The 17,282-nt window shown below is 37.8% G+C and carries 17 protein-coding genes and 1 pseudogene; 14 read left to right on the top strand and 4 right to left on the bottom strand.

The features are described from left to right. Window positions 1-2,589 carry a leucine--tRNA ligase gene (gene leuS / locus P4S71_RS21090; RefSeq protein WP_033028516.1) on the bottom strand — a complete coding sequence of 863 codons (2,589 nt, stop codon included), beginning with the start codon at window positions 2,587-2,589 and terminating at the stop codon, window positions 1-3. A 196-nt stretch (window positions 2,590-2,785) separates the two neighbouring features. Between leuS and P4S71_RS21085 the strand changes: the two genes are divergently transcribed. The 4 genes and pseudogenes from P4S71_RS21085 to P4S71_RS21070 all read left to right on the top strand — a co-directional run bounded on the left by P4S71_RS21085 (window position 2,786) and on the right by P4S71_RS21070 (window position 6,892). Continuing rightward, on the top strand, window positions 2,786-3,244 hold the full coding sequence (locus tag P4S71_RS21085) for a zinc ribbon-containing protein (RefSeq protein WP_337151457.1): 459 nt from the start codon (window positions 2,786-2,788) through the stop codon (window positions 3,242-3,244). A gap of 77 nt (window positions 3,245-3,321) precedes the next feature. Then, window positions 3,322-5,744 (top strand): annotated as a pseudogene (locus P4S71_RS21080) (Lon protease family protein). Window positions 5,745-5,746: 2 nt separating this feature from the next. Next, entirely contained in the window at window positions 5,747-6,220 is a 474-nt protein-coding gene (locus P4S71_RS21075; RefSeq protein WP_096792746.1) for an FKBP-type peptidyl-prolyl cis-trans isomerase, read from the top strand. A gap of 144 nt (window positions 6,221-6,364) precedes the next feature. Continuing rightward, window positions 6,365-6,892, top strand: coding sequence for a hypothetical protein (locus P4S71_RS21070; RefSeq protein ID WP_096792747.1), 528 nt, complete (start codon window positions 6,365-6,367; stop codon window positions 6,890-6,892). A 21-nt stretch (window positions 6,893-6,913) separates the two neighbouring features. Here the strand turns inward: P4S71_RS21070 and P4S71_RS21065 are convergent, their stop codons facing one another. Next, on the bottom strand, window positions 6,914-7,438 hold the full coding sequence (locus P4S71_RS21065) for a CIA30 family protein (protein ID WP_337151456.1): 525 nt from the start codon (window positions 7,436-7,438) through the stop codon (window positions 6,914-6,916). Between the two features lie 193 nt (window positions 7,439-7,631). On the opposite strand from P4S71_RS21065, the gene P4S71_RS21060 reads away from it, so the two are divergent. Then, window positions 7,632-8,219 (top strand): LysE family translocator, encoded by a 588-nt coding sequence (locus P4S71_RS21060; protein ID WP_138584833.1) that lies wholly within the window; start codon window positions 7,632-7,634, stop codon window positions 8,217-8,219. Window positions 8,220-8,231: 12 nt separating this feature from the next. Here P4S71_RS21060 and P4S71_RS21055 read toward each other — a convergent pair whose 3' ends face one another. Next, window positions 8,232-9,059, bottom strand: a complete 828-nt coding sequence (locus tag P4S71_RS21055) for an AraC family transcriptional regulator (RefSeq protein WP_306725153.1) — start codon at window positions 9,057-9,059, stop codon at window positions 8,232-8,234. Between the two features lie 154 nt (window positions 9,060-9,213). Between P4S71_RS21055 and P4S71_RS21050 the strand changes: the two genes are divergently transcribed. Beyond that, on the top strand, window positions 9,214-10,587 hold the full coding sequence (locus P4S71_RS21050; protein WP_337151455.1) for an MATE family efflux transporter: 1,374 nt from the start codon (window positions 9,214-9,216) through the stop codon (window positions 10,585-10,587). 61 nt (window positions 10,588-10,648) lie between these two features. On the opposite strand, the gene P4S71_RS21045 is transcribed toward P4S71_RS21050, so the two are convergent. Further along, on the bottom strand, window positions 10,649-10,960 hold the full coding sequence (locus tag P4S71_RS21045) for a hypothetical protein (protein ID WP_337151454.1): 312 nt from the start codon (window positions 10,958-10,960) through the stop codon (window positions 10,649-10,651). 299 nt (window positions 10,961-11,259) lie between these two features. Here P4S71_RS21045 and P4S71_RS21040 point away from each other — a divergent pair, with 299 nt between their 5' ends. The 8 genes from P4S71_RS21040 (at window position 11,260) to P4S71_RS21005 (ending at window position 17,256) form a co-directional block, all read left to right on the top strand. Further along, window positions 11,260-12,270 (top strand): RDD family protein, encoded by a 1,011-nt coding sequence (locus P4S71_RS21040; protein ID WP_337151453.1) that lies wholly within the window; start codon window positions 11,260-11,262, stop codon window positions 12,268-12,270. Between the two features lie 88 nt (window positions 12,271-12,358). After that, window positions 12,359-12,610, top strand: a complete 252-nt coding sequence (locus P4S71_RS21035) for a type II toxin-antitoxin system Phd/YefM family antitoxin (RefSeq protein WP_033029102.1) — start codon at window positions 12,359-12,361, stop codon at window positions 12,608-12,610. Beyond that, complete coding sequence (locus P4S71_RS21030) at window positions 12,600-12,890, top strand: type II toxin-antitoxin system RelE family toxin (protein WP_337151452.1); 291 nt, start codon at window positions 12,600-12,602, stop codon at window positions 12,888-12,890. The genes P4S71_RS21035 and P4S71_RS21030 overlap by 11 nt, the downstream gene beginning before the upstream one ends. Before the next feature lie 89 nt (window positions 12,891-12,979). Next, window positions 12,980-13,831 carry an alpha/beta hydrolase gene (locus P4S71_RS21025; protein ID WP_337151451.1) on the top strand — a complete coding sequence of 284 codons (852 nt, stop codon included), beginning with the start codon at window positions 12,980-12,982 and terminating at the stop codon, window positions 13,829-13,831. Between the two features lie 89 nt (window positions 13,832-13,920). After that, window positions 13,921-14,370 carry an ATPase gene (locus P4S71_RS21020; RefSeq protein WP_337151449.1) on the top strand — a complete coding sequence of 150 codons (450 nt, stop codon included), beginning with the start codon at window positions 13,921-13,923 and terminating at the stop codon, window positions 14,368-14,370. A 40-nt stretch (window positions 14,371-14,410) separates the two neighbouring features. After that, entirely contained in the window at window positions 14,411-14,755 is a 345-nt protein-coding gene (locus P4S71_RS21015) for a 2OG-Fe(II) oxygenase (protein WP_337151447.1), read from the top strand. Between the two features lie 159 nt (window positions 14,756-14,914). Next, window positions 14,915-15,202, top strand: a complete 288-nt coding sequence (locus tag P4S71_RS21010) for a hypothetical protein (protein WP_337151446.1) — start codon at window positions 14,915-14,917, stop codon at window positions 15,200-15,202. Continuing rightward, a complete protein-coding gene (locus P4S71_RS21005) occupies window positions 15,190-17,256 on the top strand; it encodes a P-loop NTPase fold protein (protein ID WP_337151444.1) in 2,067 nt (688 codons plus the stop codon). The genes P4S71_RS21010 and P4S71_RS21005 overlap by 13 nt, the downstream gene beginning before the upstream one ends. Window positions 17,257-17,282 lie beyond the last annotated feature (26 nt).

The following is a 17,282-nucleotide window of genomic DNA, read 5'->3' as shown; positions in this document are numbered from 1 at the left end:
TTAGTTAGCTACCACGTTAAGTAGCTTGCCTGGTACGTAAATGATTTTACGAATGGTTGAGCCATCAGTAAATTTAGTTACATTAGATTCTGCAAACGCAAGGGTTTCTACTTGCTCTTGCGTTGCATCAGCTGCAACGGTTAACTTAGCGCGGAGCTTGCCGTTTACTTGTACGATGATTAGTTTTTCATCTTCAACAAGTGCCGACTCATCAACTTTTGGCCATGCAGCATCCAAAATCTCACCTTCTTTACCTAACTCTTTCCAAAGCTCGTGCGATAAATGTGGCGTAATAGGTGCAAGCATAATAATAAGCGCTTCTAATGCTTCGTTTGCAATTGCTATATCTTGGGTATCTATTAAAGGTGCTTTTAATAATTTATTAGAAAGCTCCATAATAGCTGCAATGGCGGTATTAAAGGTTTGACGACGTTCAACATCATCAGTCACTTTAGCAATCGCTTTGTGTAAGTCGCGACGTAATACTTTTTGTGGGTTTGTTAGCGCTGATTTATCAAGTGCTTGGTAACCTACTGTTTTAACGTCTACCGCGTATTTCCATACACGTTTTAAGAAGCGATGCGCGCCTTCAACACCTGAGTCTGACCATTCAAGCGTTTGCTCTGGTGGTGCTGTAAACATCATGAATAAACGCACAGTATCTGCACCATATTGGGCAATTACATGTTGCGGGTCTATACCGTTGTTTTTAGACTTGGACATTTTGCTCATGCCTGATGAGAAAACTGGCTCACCGTCCTCTTTATGCCATGCTTTAGTCACGCGGCCTTTATCGTCGGTTTCAGTGTTTACATCACTTGGCGAGATCCAAATATCGCCGCCTTTTTCATCTTTACGATAAAATGTTTCAGCAAGCACCATACCTTGACAAAGTAAGCGGTCAAACGGCTCGTCTGAGTTTACTAAACCAAAGTCACGTAATAATTTATGGAAAAAGCGCGAGTACAATAAATGTAAAATAGCGTGCTCAATACCACCAATGTATTGGTTTACTGGCAACCAGTAGTTAGCAGCCGCGGGATCTAGCATGCCTTCGTTGTAGCGTGGGCTACAGTAGCGTGCGTAGTACCAAGACGATTCCATAAAGGTGTCAAACGTATCAGTTTCGTGAAACGCAGGTGCGCCATTAACTGTTGTTTTAGCCCACTCTGGGTCTGCTTTAAGTGGTGAAGTTACACCGTTCATTACCACATCTTCAGGTAAGCGAACGGGTAGCATATCTTCTGTTGCTGCAAGCTCTTTACCATCTTCGTCGCTAAGCATTGGGATTGGTGAACCCCAATAACGTTGACGGCTCACACCCCAGTCACGCAGGCGGAAGTTTACTTTGCGCTCACCAACACCGAGAGCTTCTAATTTATCCGCAATGGCTTTAAAACCAGCGTCAAAATCAAGGCCGTTAAACTCACCTGAATTTACAAGTACGCCTTTATCAGTAAACGCTGATTCTTTAAGGTTTACTTCAAGGTCTGAACCTTCAACCGGTGCAATGACTTGTTTTATATCAAGACCGTAAGCGGTTGCAAACTCAAAGTCGCGTTGATCGTGTGCAGGTACTGCCATTACAGCGCCTGAGCCGTAATGCATTAATACAAAGTTAGCAACCCAAATTGGTACTTGCTCGCCCGTTAATGGGTGAGTGGCGTAAAAGCCTGTTGCAATGCCTTTTTTCTCCATTGTTGCCATGTCTGCTTCGGCAACTTTGGTGTTTTTGCATTCTTCAACAAACATTGCAATAGCATCGCTATTTTTAGCCGCTTCTTGCGCAATAGGGTGACCACCGGCAACAGCAACATACGTAACACCCATAAAGGTATCTGGACGAGTTGTGTATACGCTAAATGTTTCGTCGTTATCGGTGCGTTTAAATTCAATATCACAGCCTTCAGAGCGGCCAATCCAGTTGCGCTGCATTGTTTTAACTTGCTCTGGCCAATCTTCCAACTGATCTAAGTCGTCTAGTAGCTCTTGTGCATAATCAGTAATTTTAATAAACCACTGTGGAATTTCTTTTTGCTCAACCACAGCGCCTGAACGCCAACCGCGACCGTCAATAACTTGCTCGTTAGCTAATACTGTTTGATCCACTGGATCCCAGTTAACTGTCGACATTTTTTTATACACTAGGCCTTTTTCGTAAAGCTTAGTGAAAAACCACTGCTCCCACTTGTAGTATTCTGGATGACACGTCGCAATTTCGCGATCCCAGTCATAACCAAAACCTAATTGTTTAAGCTGTGTACGCATGTAATCAATGTTTTCGTATGTCCACTTAGCTGGTGCTGTTTTGTTTTTAATAGCGGCGTTTTCTGCAGGTAAACCAAACGCATCCCAACCCATAGGTTGCATTACGTTTTTGCCTTGCAGGCGCTGGAAACGAGAAACAACATCACCGATGGTGTAGTTACGTACATGACCCATATGCAGTCGACCACTCGGATAAGGAAACATAGAAAGGCAGTAATACTTTTCTTTGCTCTCATCTTCAGTGACTTTAAATACCTGGTTTTCTTCCCAGTAGCTTTGTACTTTTGACTCTATATCTTGCGGGTTATATTGCTCTTGCATCTATGGTTCCAGACTTCTTGCAAACTAATAAAAAATTGCCGTTAGGATACCCCAAATAAAACACTATTCACAGCGTCAAAAACATGCTTTTATTAAATTGTAACTTTCAGTGCAGGTTAACCTGCTTTTTTATAATGTAGTTAGCTAAATACATAAGTTACAGACTGATTTAACAGCAATTTTGAAGGAGTAAAAAATGACTGATTACAAAGCATGGCTTAGCAGTTTTACCCATTGGCTAAAAGAGGTGAAAGAGCATGGTGTAAAAGACGTGATTTCTGGGTTTGTTGGATCTGAGCAGGCACTAAAAGATTTAAGTCAAGAAAGGTATGAACTTTATAAAAGTTACTTAAAGCATGATATTGAACACATTATTGAGCACGAAGCTTATTACAATTCGCTTGCATGGCAAGAACTTAAAGAATCTTTATGGTTTGAACTCTCGCACATAGAAGATAAAACACAACTAGAGTGGCAATCTTTAAGCCAAGATTTTAAGCACAATGGGGTGTATCACGCAGGCGAATGGATAGCCATGGGCACATTAGTATGTAAGAATTGCAACCATAGCCACGACATTTATCACGCAACGCAAATAATACCTTGCACGCAATGTGATGGAATCTACTTTAGTCGTAAGGCGCTGAACCCTTAAATATTGGTATTAGGTGGCTGCGTGCCACTTAATACGCCCAAAAGCCAGTGAATATGCTGGTAAACAAAGAAGTTAGAATGACGAAAAAATTGCTGCCACTATCTGTTTCAAAGCTCGCACCGAGTATTTCTAGTAATCATGTACATACATGCATGAGTAACCCGTACCCAGAGCAACTTACTTTTATAGGCCAACAACGTGCCCAAAGTGCGCTCGACTTTTCATTAGGTATGGATTTACCTGGCTATAATGTTTATGTAATGGGCGAAGCGGCTCATGGACGTTATACGCTAGTCAAAGATAAACTTAAGCAACACGCAAAAGACAGAGCAACGCCTAATGAATGGTTGTACGTAAATAATTACGCCGATCACCGTGAGCCTATCGCACTTTTTATGCAAGCAGGGCAAAGTAAGCAACTTAGCGACGACATAGACTCATTCTTAGATGAAGTGCTCGACACTTTTCCAGCGGCATTTGATAATCCAGCGTACCAACGCAAGAAAAAATCAATCGATCGCGAGTTTAACGACGCTTACGACAGCGCAATTACCGCAGTTGAAATCGCAGCACTTGAGCAAAGTGTTGCTCTAGTAGAAGAAAAAGCTCAGTGGGTTTTGCACCACTTGTTGATGGAAAACAATTGAGCGACAGTGAATTTGGTGAGCTTGAAGAAACATTGCGCGAAGAGTTTTTTGAAAAAATCGAAAAGCTAGAAGATGCATTAATAGAAGCGTTAATAGAGCTACCACGGTGGAAACGCGAATCAAAAGAAAAACTTCGTAATCTTAAAAAATCGACCGCAGAGCAAGCCACTAAACCACTTTTAAAAGACTTAGAACATAAGTACGCGACACACATTGGCGTACTGCGTTATTTAAAAGATATTCGCGTTGAAATTATCGACGCGGTACTTGAATGGCTAGATGACGAAGACGAAAGCGAAGAAAGCAAAGAAGACTTTGACCGCAAAGGTATGCTTACCGACTTTTTTGCACCTAACATTTTAGTTGAATTTAAAGAAGACGACGCAGCGCCAGTCGTTTATGAGCCAAACCCAACCTTTGGTAATATATTTGGTAAAATTGAATACGCTACATCCCAAGGTACATTGATTACGAGTTATCGCTCAATTCAGCCCGGTGCATTGCATCGTGCCAATGGTGGTTACTTAATAATGGATGCCGAAAAAATAATGGCTAATCCACAAGTGTGGGATGGTTTAAAGCTGTGTTTAAAAACACATCAAATAAAAAATGATTTACCCTATCAAGACAGCACAGTCGGGACAAGTTTTACGCTTCGCCCGCAACTTATTCCACTTGATGTGAAGATTATTTTATTGGGCTCGCGCGAGTTGTACTACACCATAGGTGAATACGACGAAGAATTTGCTGAGCTATTTAGAGTACTTGCCGATTTTGATTACTACTTACCAAGTAGCGATAAATTACAGTACCAGTTTATTACCAAAGTGACTGAGTATTGCGAGCAAACATTAAAATGCACCGCTACAGAGGCTGCTATGGTACGGTTACTTAAATTTAGTTACCGCCAAGCTGAGCATCATAATAAACTCTCGGCGCGCTTTGCTGATGTGCTTGAATTAGTTGCTGAAGCGAGTTATTACGCGAAACAAGATAACTTAACGGTTATTGATGCATACCATATTGACGAAGCCATTGAAGGCAAACAATATCGTACCGGTCAGATCAGCGAAAACATGCTTAGCGATATAAAAGAAGGCCATACACTTATTGCAACCGATGGCCAAGCTATAGGTAAAGTAAATGGTTTAACAGTACTACACATTGGCGATACCTCGTTTGGTACACCTGCGCGTATTACGGCAACTGTTTATGCAGGAGCCGATGGCGTAATAGACGTTGAACGCGAAGCCGAACTAGGTAAAGCTATCCACTCAAAAGGCGTGATGTTGCTTACCGGCTATTTAGGCAATAAGTACGCACAGCAGTTTAGCTTAACGCTTAGTGCTAATATTGCCATAGAGCAAAGTTATGGTTACATAGATGGCGATAGTGCATCTTTAGCAGAGCTTTGTGCGCTTATTTCATCTATTACAAGCCTCCCTATTAGCCAATCTATCGCGCTGACAGGCTCTATTAACCAACATGGTGATGTACAAGCTATTGGTGGCGTAAACGAAAAAATAGAAGGCTTTTTTAAACTGTGTAAAATGCGTGGTTTAACCGGTTCGCAAGGCGTTATTATTCCTAAATCAAACCAAGTTAACTTAGTACTTGATGACGAGATCCTCAACGCGGTAGAGGCGGGTAAATTTAATATTTACGCAGTTGAAACCGTAGATCAAGCGCTTAACTTATTAATGGATATAGAAGCAGGCGATATTATTGATGACCAGTATCCAGAAAACTCAGTAAACGGTATTGCGCTTGCGCGTCTAAAAGAGATTGCCGACATTGTAAATGGCGATAATGACGACGAAAAAGACGAAGAACTAGATAACGAAAAAGGTTAATAATGATCAATATAATTTTGGCGGTGGTTATCGCCATTTTTTGTTTTTTAATATTTAAAAATAGTAAAAAAGCAAAACAACAAGCAGGCGTAAATGCGCAAATAGGGGCAGATTACTTAGCCGCTAATTCAAAAGTAGAAGGTATAGTAGAAACAGCTTCTGGCTTGCAGTACAAAGTAATGCATAAAGGTGAGAGTGAAAACACACCAAGCTCAACAAGTATGGTTAACGTGCATTATCATGGCACGCTAATCGACGGCACAGTGTTTGACAGCTCAGTAGAGCGTAAAACACCGATTAGTTTTGGTTTGCACCAAGTGATTAAAGGTTGGACCGAAGGCCTACAGTTGATGAGCCCAGGCGATAAATACACGTTTTATGTACCGCATCAATTAGCGTATGGCGAAAAACGTGTAGGCAGTATTCCACCTGCCTCAGTACTTATTTTTGAAGTAGAGTTACTGGCAATTGAATAGTAATTTTATTTGAAGTAATAAACTACTAAGCCCTACTTTAATAAAGTGGGGCTTTTTGTTTTTAGCTAACAATAAAATTTACTCAAGGATTTTAATACGAGGTCGATACCTATAAAAGAGGCAAGCTATTTTAGGGACAAAATAATGAAGATTTCAGCGGCTCCCATTCCATACCAAGTACATAGCTCAAATACTCAACCTTTAGCGCAATCAGATAAACTAGCTGTTGAAAAAGGAAGTGAGGAAGAGAATGAGGAAGAGCCAAAATATGTGTTATCAAAGTTTTTAGATACCAAAGCGCAAAAATACAGTGAAGATAACGCAACATTTGGCGATCAGTATAAAAATCTCGAAAAAGTATATAAACACTTCACTGGGCGAGTTATTGCGTTGCAAGAGCAAATTAATAAACTTAAACAAAGCCCCGTACAACGTAGTTTAACTATAAATACTTCTGTAAGTGAGCTAGATGAAAGTGATGCGAGTTTAACTTTAGACGCTGAGCACCTAGGTTCTAAAAAATATAAAAACACGCAACAGCAAGAGCAAATAGATATGTTAGAGCTGCAATTAGGGGAGTTAAAATCAGAGCAAGCGGCAATAAAGCAACAAATGGTTGAGCTGGTTATTAGTGAAATGAAAAGGCGGGGCGATCACGACTATACTGTATAGCGCCACTAACATGCTGGTGGGTTAGCTTTTAAATTCGATTTTACTCACTTCAAGTTTAAATTTACCTTCTTGCTTACCTGCAATCATAAAGCCTAGCTGTTTTATATCATTAAAATCAATAATAGGCTGTTGCTCAAGCACTCGTCCGCGATACGTTAAAGTAAAATCACTCGGGGTAAAGTTGATTTCTACCCATTCGCTTTTTATTGTTTTAAATGAGTGGATGTACGCTGCGCCATCAAGGTAAGTAGTTGTTCTGAGCCTAAGCTGATAGATTTGCCCATCGCCCTTAACACGCAGCGCTATAGTTTTTGAGTTTTGACCTTGCGTGTCAATTTCGGTACGTATTGATGCAAAACCGCCGTTATTATCAAGCGAAACATTGCCTGTAAACAGCAAGCTATCTTGTGTTTTTGTTACTTGGCTATTAGATACGCCGCCCATTACAGAGTCGCTAATAACATACCATTGCTGATTTGCATTGGCCTCGCTTGTCGCTAAGACTAAGTTAAATACAAACAGTGACGAAAGCTGTTTAGTGGTCATGGTCGATCCTAATGAATTAACACTTTATTGATACGACTAAAAATATTAATAGTTCACAATGCTGAAAATCAAAAACTAGTATTGATATGCGCGAAATAACTTACTTTTATTTGATTAAGTCAATTTTGTTCAATACCAGCCTCTATTTAATGTAGATACTCACCATCAGTTTGAATTAATTAGAAAGTGAACCATGACTTTATCTTTAATTATGTCAATGTCGTTATTTGCATTAGCTGCGTCTTTATCGCCAGGGCCAGTTAATTTAGTTTCATTGAGCAGCGCACGGTATGGGCTAAGAAATGGCTTAATATTTATAACCGGTGCAACACTTGGGTTTATTTTTTTGTTTTTAGTTATTGGATGGGGTTTAAACTATCTTCTTGATAAATTGCAATGGATCACTGAAGTATTGCAATGGGCTGGTATTACTTTTTTACTTTATTTAAGTTATCAATTATTTGTAGATAATGGTGAATTAAACTCAGACAGTAATAAAAGTTCACCTACCTTTATTACTGGGGTAATCATGCAATGGCTAAACCCAAAAGCATGGTTAGCATCACTATCGGGAATTGCGACTTACATCCCTAATGCAGAGCTATTTGAAGTGTTTACGTTTGCCAGTGTGTATTTACCAATTTGCTGGTTGTCGCTGAGCGTGTGGGTATGGATAGGTATAGTGCTAGGGCAGTACTTTCAAAGTCCTGCAAAAATACGTTTTATGAATAAAGCATTGGCAGTGTTACTTGCCGGGAGTTGCTTTTTTATTATAAGCTAATGTGTTTTTATTCTAAATACAGCGTCGATATTGTGCTGGTGTTGCAGCAACCCGCTGTTTAAATACACGTTGAAAATGAGCTTGATCACTAAATCCTGCATTTTGAGCCACCGTTGAAATGGCATCGCCTTGCTTAAGCGCTTGTTGACTTAGTTGTATACGCAGATTTATCCGATAAGCATGTGGACTCATATTGAAGTGGCGTTTAAATGTACGTATCAAGTAGCTAGTATTAAAGCCAAATTTTTTGCTAATAACCTTAATTGGTTCGTCATCCTGACAATAAAGGGCGAGGTAGTTTGCAACTTTATACAGCCTATTAGGAGGTAGGCACGTATTTTCTTTAATATCAGTGCTATCGATGTATTCAAATAACGTAATCAAATACTGGCTAAGCAAAGACTCTTTTTCTAAAGAAGACAGCTTATTCGACATAAGGTTTCGGCAAACTAAAACAAACTGCTGGTAAAATACAGGGGTCGTTAATGTATCAGGTTGGCTATTATACCAGTGGTTACTTGCCCTTATATTAAACTTAACAAGCAATTGAGCTAACCAACTTTTATCTACATGCATCATATAATAAGCCCAGGGCGAGTTTTGGTTGGGGTTGCATGCGTGTACAGCATCGGGGTTCATTAGCACTAAAGTGCCTTTATCTATTTGGTAAAGTTTGTCTTCACAAATAAATTCACTTTGGCCCTCTAAAATAGCACCAATTGACCACTGAGCATGAGAATGGGCGGCGTAAGTTACTTTTCGACCATCCAAAACTTGCCTTAGTTCTACATAAGGTAGGGCGTTATCTCGCCAAAAAAGAGGGTATGTTGAAGGAATCATAATGAATCATTTAATGAAGACTTACGGCCAGTATAGCAAAGTTGTAGTATGAAATTCACGCTATATAAAACACCTTTCCATAACTATTAAAAGTATGCTTAATTGCACGCAACTTGTTATGATAACTATTCTTATTAATGGTTAAGATAATAATATGCATGATCTAACTCGTGGCTCCATACCGAAGCATTTAATCAAAATGGCTATTCCTATGATGATAGGAATGATAATTCAAACATTGTATTTTTTAGTTGATTTATATTTTGTAGGTAATTTAGGTGGAAATGCTTTAGCAGGACTCAGCTTAGCGGGTAATGCAATGTTTTTAATTTTTGCACTCACGCAAATTCTTAATGTGGGAACAACCGCGTTGATTTCTCATGCAGCGGGTCGAAAAGATGCCAAAGATGCAAATGCAGTGTTTAATCAAAGTATGATGCTGGCTAGCTTAATGGCCTTGGTTGTCATGTTTTTAGGTTATTTAGGGTCTGATACATACTTAACTAGCATTTCAACAGACCTTGCAACAATTGAAGCGGGACAACGTTATTTGCATTGGTTTTTGCCGGGTATGGCATTGCAGTTTCCTTTAGTTGCAGTTAGTGCTGCGTTAAGAGGAGCCGGTATTGTTAAGCCAACTATGTTGATTCAAACCTTGTCTATTATCGTCAATATTATTTTATCTCCTATTTTAATTATAGGTTGGGGAACTGACTTTCCAATGGGTATAGCCGGAGCTGGGTTGGCAAGTACTATTTCGGTAGTTGTTGCGGTAGTAATGCTATGCGTATACTTTGTTAAGGCTGAAAAGTTCGTTACCTTTAAAGTCAGTTTATGGCGCGTAGATAGCGCTATTATAAAGCGCTTATTAGGGATTGGATTACCCGCAGGAGGTGAATTCTTTTTAATGTTTGCATATATGGGGTTAATTTATTGGTTAATTCAACATTTTGGACCTGAAGCCCAAGCTGGCTTTGGTTTAGGTTCTCGCATAATGCAGTCATTGTTTTTACCTGCAATGGCAATTGCGTTTGCTGCACCAGCCGTCGCGGGTCAAAATTTTGGTGCAAAGCAATTTGACCGTGTCCGAGAAACCTTTTTTTGGTCAGCCCTAATGACATGTAGTTTAATGGCAGTGTTAAGCGTAGTTTGCTTTTTTATTCCAGAATTACTAGTGCAAGGGTTCTCTGATGATCAAAATGTTATTTTAGTTGCAGCTACATTTTTACAAATTATTTGTATTAACTTTATTCCTACGGGCATAGTGTTTACGTGTTCGGGGCTATTTCAGTCTCTCGGTAACACACTCCCTTCACTTTATAGTACTACACTGCGGATTATTTTATTTGTTTTACCAGCTCTTTTATTAAGCCAAATGGATGGCTTTAATTTAACGCAGTTATGGTATTTATCGGCAAGCACAGTTGTTGTTCAGGCAGTTATTAGTTTTATGTTATTACGCAGAGAGTTTAGGCATCGCTTACCTAAAAGTGAGCCTATTGATGAGCGCTTAGTAATTTTAAAGTAAACAAATTTATGTAATATAAAAAAGGAGCTGTATGAAATCATAAAGCTCCTTTTTAGTTTATTTACTTTATTGAAGCTATAAATTCTTCATCAGCGTATAGATTCGTAAGCAATTTTTGAACTAATTCTACATAACTTCGCTGCCCGTTTGGTATTGCAATTGCTCCGAGAAAAGAAGAGTCGAAAGTGTGTTCGGCAGATATTACCTTATCAAATAAAGTAATATCGCCACCTGATACAGTAAATTTAACTTTTATAAACGCACTGCCTTCAGAGAAACCTGTTACATCAATGTCTTGCTCAATTACTTTTCCCGAGACTTGCTTTGTTACAACGCCAGACCATAGTTTTGCTAGTTTTAATTCTTGTATCAAAGCGCTCTCAATATATTCACCGTAGCTGTTGCCTACTGATGAAACAAGAGGAGAGCCTCGAAGCGATATCTTATTTAATTTTTTTCAGATTCAATTTTAAGGATGAAAGGAATTCGAGCATTAATATATGTTCAATAGGTACATTTATAAATTAAAGTTTGTAATTTGAGGCTTATATTTCCTTTTATCCCATTGGCCGAGACGATACTTTTAGTAAATTGGGGTAAAAGTTAATGTTGAGCAACAAATAAAAAACGCGTAACTTAATGCGGCTACCTAATTTAATAATAAGAATACAAATGAAAGCCAAAGAGATAGAACAATTAGAATTATCAAATTCTGAAACCCGAGAAGTTGTTACCCCCTACGCCTTTAAAATTGACAGTGCTTTATTGGGCTTGCCTTTAGCTACACCTATTCAGCGTGCACTAGCGATTATTATTGATGTTGCACTGATATTTTTAGCGGCCAAGCTTAGCGCGGCTTTAATAGCGTTTGTCGCTGCAATGGCCTTTTATAAAGGCACGGCACAGCAATACCTTCCAAAAATGTCGAATGTGTGGCGAAGAATATTAAAAATAACGGCAGCAAGTATTTTATTTGTAAGCGCACTTACTGTGCTTTCAATTGGCATTGATTACCTAGAAGACGGTAACACTGATCAAGGTTTAGCTGTTCAGGGCGTAAAAATACAAGATGAAATACAGCTTACCGCCACAGAAAAACAACGGGTAAATACTTATTTAGCGCAAACAGCCGATGAAAGCTGTGAGCAACCTTGCCAACAAAACGCGTTTGATAATTTAATAGGGCAAGTTCCCAAATTAGCAGAAATGGACGACCTACAAAGCCCACAACTTGCTACCGTACTTTTACAACTATTAGTGGTCAGTGAAAATAACGAAATAAAGCCTGCACAGTTAATAGAAGAAAAACCTGCACAAACAAGCACAAATAGTATTTTGCAGTGGAGCAAAGGCATTATTCAAGACCTAGGTTTAGGGTTTGGCTGGGCTGCTGTTTACTTTACGTTGTTCTCGTTACTTTGGCGCGGCCAAACACCGGGTAAAAAGGTTTGTAATATCCGTGTTGTCGCCCTAAGCGGTGAGCCATTAGGTTTATTAGATTGTTTTGGTCGCTACGGCGGCTACGGTGCAGGCTTTGCCACAGGGCTACTAGGGTTCCTGCAGATATATTGGGATCCAAACAGGCAAGCTATTCAAGATAAAATATCAGCGACTGTGGTTATTAAAGGTAACTTGAATCAAGTTGTGGATGTTGAAACAGTTATAGATGCAGTGAAAGAGTAATAAAAACTAACAAGATTATAAAAAAGAATAGCTATAAATAAAAAAAGGTCTAAAATTAGGACTTAATTTAGTTCTTTTTAGGTGTTTTATGAGACAAGTTTTAGCTGATTGTTCGGCAAGTATTTCAGAACTTAAAAAAAATCCAACAGCGCTTTTAAATGAAGCAGATGGTGCTGCAATAGCCATATTAAATCATAACAAGCCCGCTGCTTACTTAGTACCTGCACCAATGTATGAGCTAATTATGGAACAACTGGATGATTATGAACTAACTAAAGTTGTTGAGAGCCGCAGAGGCGATTTATCTCAAGCGGTTGAAGTCAGTATAGATGACTTATAAGTTAAAGTTTTTGCCTGCGGCGTTAAAGGAATGGGGAAAGCTAGCGCCCCCACTTAAAAGTCAGTTTAAAAAGAAGCTCATTGAACGCTTAGATAACCCACATGTGCCTGCATCCAAGTTGCGAGGCTTTGATAATGTTTACAAAATAAAATTGCGCACGGCAGGGTATCGCCTAGCTTACGAGGTTATTGATAACGAAATTGTGGTCTATGTACTTGCAATTGGTAAGCGCGATAAAGATGCGATATATAAAAAGTTAACGTCACGAATTAAGGAATAGCTTGGCTGCTTAGCAATAAAAGCGGTGTTTTGATTGTTGAAAGAAGGCCAGACGTTCCTTCTTGGTTTGTTATTAATACAAGGATATGTATGAAAGTCTTATCAATAATATTTTTATATTTATTTTTTACAGTAAATGTAAATGCCTCAGAGTCTATTATTTTAGCCAAAACCTATCAGCTAAAATCTAGTATTTTAAATGAACAGCGTAATTATAGTGTTTATTTACCGCTAAGCTACAGTAAAAACCCGAATCAAGTATATCCTGTGATTTACTTGCTTGATGGTGACCCAACCCATTTAAAAGCAGTTGCTGGGCTAGTAGAGGCACTTAGTACAGAACGGCTAGAGCAGCAAATACAAGAAGCTATTATTGTTGCTATTCCTAACAGTAAAAATGCGATAAGAGAGCGCGACTTTACCCCTACCAATGTCGATTGGACTTTTAACGGTAAGCTACTCGAAAAGTTTGAAAATATTGGCAACGCTGCAAACTACAGCGCCTTTTTTGAAAATGAACTTATTCCACTGATTAATAAAAATTACCGCACATCAACTAAACGCGTATTAATTGGCGAGTCTTTTGGTGGCTTGTTCGCAAGCTATGTATTGCTTACCAACCATGCGCTATTTACAGATTACTTAATTATTGATGCAACTTACCTGTGGGATAATAACTACCTAAACCGTTATTTTGATGAGAAGCAACTAATAAATAAGCTGCTTAAAGGCAATGTGTATTTTACCTTTGCAGATAACGGCGAAGCGTTTGGCGAAATTGGTAAAACAAATTACCGATGGGGTTTAGCATTTGTTGAAAAGTTAAAAGCACACTCAAGCGATAATCTAATTATAAATCAACGTTACTTTGAAGATGAAACTCATGGCACAGCCGCCGCACTTAGTTGGTATTATGGGTTAAAAAGCTTATTAAAACGGTAAACTTTAACCTGTAAACTTGGTAAGAGAAAAGGAGTTACTTTGGGTATAGTATTTACGAAATTCAGTGGTAAAAATTAAAAGGGAATTAAATGAATAATAATTTCAATGACATTATAAAAGGCTTTTTTTGGGGAGTAGGGTTTGTAATTGCAACTCTAGGTGGTATTAGTGTGTACGCGCTAACAATAGCCGCTGAAGTGGATAGTGGATTTAAAGAGCTGGTTTCTAATAAAGTATTAGATAGCACGTCTGATTTAAGTAATGATTACAAACTTACTCTTTCTGATATTTTTAAAGAAAATGGGCGTGTAAGAATAACTGCAGAGCTAAAAAATATAACCAACGAAAGCATATATGCTGGTGGAGTTATTGCTTCTACATTTGATGAGAACGGCAAATTTGTTGGTAATTGTTTAGGTAAAAGCGATGACATATTTATAGAACCAAATAAGAGTAGCTATATTGATATTCACTGCAATCTATTAAGACCGCAGGCGAGCAGAGTACACTCTGCAGAATTAAAGTTTAAGTGGTTTTAACATTTTAAAAAGGATTTTTAGAACGAGTGAAAGTGTAGTTATGGCAAGAAAATTATTTAGTTGGCAGCAAGGGCGACAAGAGTCGGGCTACGATAAAATGTTATTGTGCCGCATACTATTCCCTTTAAAATTTGATGTATACTTAATTAAATTCCCACAAGGGAGTGAAATAAAACCGCATATCGATGAAGTAAAAACTGGCAGACATTTTAGGCTCAATATTGTGTTGAAGCATGCCGCAAAAGGTGGTGAGTTTATTTGTGGAAATCCAATTATAAATTACAGCCGAGTTAAACTTTTCAGGCCCGATATTGAGCAGCATCAAGTATTAAAAATAGAACAAGGTACTCGTTATATTTTAAGTATAGGCTGGATTAAAAAGTAAATTGACGTAGGTTGGGAAGAGCGAAGCGAAACCCAACAAACAACTTGTAGTTCCTATCAACTAGCTTGCATTGAGACATAAAGTAGCTCAGACTATTTTTCTGTTTATATTAGGGCGTGTTAGCATATAAAAAAGTAAATATTGAGTACATGGATGAATATGGTAACTTTTTCTCGCTATACGACATTAATTTTATATGGTGTTATTACATATATTTTGTTTTTAATTATGTCTTCAGTAACGATTAATCAAGGATTGTGGCTTGCTTGGACTAACCTTCTTCAAAAAGCATTTAATACTTCAAATTTCACATCCACGTATGGTTACGCTGCATTATTATTTTTAGCAGGCTTAGCCGTAGACAAAATTGCAGATAGCTTTTCTATCTATAATTTAAAAGATATTGGCAATTTAATTGGCGGTATCCTTCTCTCATGCTATCAGTAACATGGACTATTGCTATTTGGTTGTTTTTTGAATCTAGAGCAACCGGTTCTTTGATTAGTTTAGAGTTAGTACTTTTATATTTACCTCTTATAGCTGGGTTAGTATTTTTACCTGCACTTGAGTTTTTAAAAGTTCGTATTACGCAAAAAATAACCCCTCTATGTATTGATGACCCAAAAAACAACGATTCAACGCGGCATATCGCTAAACAAATTGAAAAAACTTTATGCGATGAGAAAAATCAAGCAAAGAGTATACGCATTTTAATATGTGGACCGTTTGGTGTCGGGAAAACAACGGCAATAAATTTAGCAGTTGATAAACTAAAAAATAAAAAAGAACTACCTAAATTAGTTCACTGTAATATTGATCTGTGGGGGATTGAAGCTGAATCTATTATCCAATATGTATTAGATGAAGTGCTAATAGCACTAAGCACTGAGATTGATATGTGTAAATTCCGCTCTTTACCGTCGCACTATATTTCAGCTATGAATGCAGGTAATACGTCTTCTAAAATATTTGCAGCGTTTATGCATAAACCTACATCTCCAGATGCACTTTTAAAAAGCTTAAGTGATGTAATTAATGCCGCAAATTTAAGGTTATTAGTAACAATTCAAGATCTCGATCGAAATCAAAAGGCGCTAGACAGTCTCCATGTGCTTGCTGGCCTGCTAGATAGATTAGAAGGACTGCGAGGTATAGATTATATTTTTGCAGGTGAAAACCGCCCAGAGTTTTCAGATGCTTTACTGCGTATTTGCCCAATCCGATTTGATTTTTCAAAATCAAATTTTATTAATGAAATTAAAGAGTTAGAAAATAATTTAATTGATAATAATATACAAGAGTATTATCAAAAAGTTCTTTTAGATCAATATGTACTTGGATGCCCACAACTCATTAATCAATTATTATCTTCATTTAGAGCATTACACACTCTTGAAGAGCAAATTAAATCTGCTTGGCTGGAGCTGCGTGGTGAAGTGTTATTTTACGACCTTGTTTTACTTCAGGCATTGAAAAATAATAGTCCAGTTATTTACGATGTACTAATAGTGTTATTAAATAAAAAGTCCTTTAAAAGCCAACCATTAACTAAATTTATTGCCGGTAACTTCTCTCCCGACGATAATTTAGATAAAGAACTTATAAAAGCTTGCCTAGAGCACTTTGGCTTAATTGATATTTTTATTGAGGAGAAAAGTAACGAAATATGCATTTCAAAAGATAACCCACCAAATCATGTTTTATCATTTTATAAATACGAGCATATAAGTAGCTCGTTAATAGAAGGCAGGCTTACAACGAAAAAGCTTAAACAAAGGCACGTTTTTGAAACGTTAAATAAAATAGCGAGTGGTGGCAACGCTACTATAACAAACCAAGCAGTTACTGACTTATGCGCTGCTGTGGAAAATGATGAGACTTCTAGCTTTTGGCTTGAGTCAATCAAGCATTATGGTTGGCATATTCTTTACAATGAAATTAAAGATGAAACGACCGTTAAACAATTATTTGAAAAAGCGATTAATGTTCGGTCATCAAGGAAATCTCTAGAATTTCTAACATCGTTTATTGTAAAAAGTGAGCAATTTGATCCAGAAAGTGTATTTATGAAATACCTTTTTTCAGAAAGAATAATAAACGACTTATTTGAGCAACGTACCTCTTTTACACGTGGAACTTTGTTTGCGCTATTAAAAATTTATAAGGGCTTTAGCCCTCGCATGGGCTTTAGCAGTGAACAGAGAGATTATAAAATCCCTATGAATAACCTTATTTTACAATTTATTGATGGCAAGGATCCTGTCAGCAAAGCTAATTTGCTGTATTTATTCTTAAACTGTGACGACGATATTCCTGATTTAGTCAGTGCTTTAGATAAAGCAACTCTAAATAAAGTACACGCTTTGATCACAAATATTAAATCAAAAAACACCCGTGTGATTTATAGTCAAATAGTTGCTAGACCAGAAGTAAGCGACAGTAAATTTGAAGGTTTAAAAAATGAGGCACTGCAGTTTATATCGCGAATGTTAAAACTTTAGTTTCAATTAATTTAGGCTGCTATTTT

This window comes from Pseudoalteromonas sp. B62, from assembly GCF_037162565.1.
In the GTDB taxonomy this organism is placed as follows: domain Bacteria; phylum Pseudomonadota; class Gammaproteobacteria; order Enterobacterales; family Alteromonadaceae; genus Pseudoalteromonas; species Pseudoalteromonas fuliginea.
Note: the sequence above shows the minus strand (reverse complement) of the source record. Positions and strands in the feature narration are given on the sequence as shown.